The organism is Bradyrhizobium sp. UFLA01-814 (assembly GCF_046718885.1).
Taxonomy (GTDB): Bacteria; Pseudomonadota; Alphaproteobacteria; order Rhizobiales; family Xanthobacteraceae; genus Bradyrhizobium; species Bradyrhizobium elkanii.
The window spans coordinates 1-938 of record NZ_JAQOSR010000374.1 but is presented as its reverse complement, the minus strand read 5'-3'; the positions used below and the strand labels follow the sequence as shown (position 1 = coordinate 938).

1 protein-coding gene is annotated in these 938 nt (G+C 65.0%); it reads left to right on the top strand.

What is annotated here, in order from left to right; all coding sequences use genetic code 11:
• Nucleotides 1-938, top strand: a 938-nt coding sequence (locus PMN64_RS42895) for a DUF5801 repeats-in-toxin domain-containing protein (RefSeq protein WP_411785125.1), incomplete at both ends; no start/stop codon positions are given.

Below are 938 nucleotides of genomic sequence, written 5' to 3'. Positions count from 1 at the left end.
ACCTACTTCACGATCACGATCAATGAGACGACCGGGATCGTGACCTTCACGCAGGTCAACAACATCTGGCACTCCGATCCGACCAACCCGGACGATTCTGCGACGCTGACCCTGTCGGCCGCGAACCTGCTTCAGGTGGTGCAGACCATCACCGATGCGGACGGCGACAGCGTTGCGACGCCGATCAACGTCGGCACCGGCGTGTTCACGATCCAGGACAGCGGCCCGACCGCGGGCACGGTGACTGGCCCGACCGACACGCTCGTGCTGGACGAGACCCGTCCTGTTGGCAGCGACACCGCAGGCGGCACAGCTCCGACCGGGCTCGACACCGTGACGGCGGACTTCTCCAACAACTTCACTGCCGGCAGCTACGGCAGCGATGGTGCTGGATCGACGACCTACACGCTGAAGCTGACAGGTGCGAACGTCGCCTCCGGTCTGTACGCTCTCGATCCGACCGACAAGACCGCCGGTGACGGCGACGGTATCGGCCAAGGTACGCAGATCGTGCTCAACCAGGTCGGTGACACGATCACCGGCTCGGCGAACGGCACGACCTACTTCACGATCACGATCAACGAGACGACCGGGATCGTGACGTTCACCCAGGTCAACAACATCTGGCACTCCGATCCGACCAACCCGGACGATTCTGCGACGCTGACGCTGACGCGCCCTGAGTTGCTGCAGGTGGTGCAGACCATCACGGACGCCGATGGTGATAGCGTGACGACGCCGCTCAACCTCGGCACCGGCGTGTTCACGATCCAGGACAGCGGCCCGACCGCGGGCACGGTGACCGGTCCGACCGACACGCTCGTGCTGGACGAGACCCGTCCCACAGGAACGGATACTGCCGGCGGCACGGCGCCGACCGGGCTCGACACCGTGACGGCGGACTTCTCCAACAACTTCACCGCCGGCAGCTACGGCAG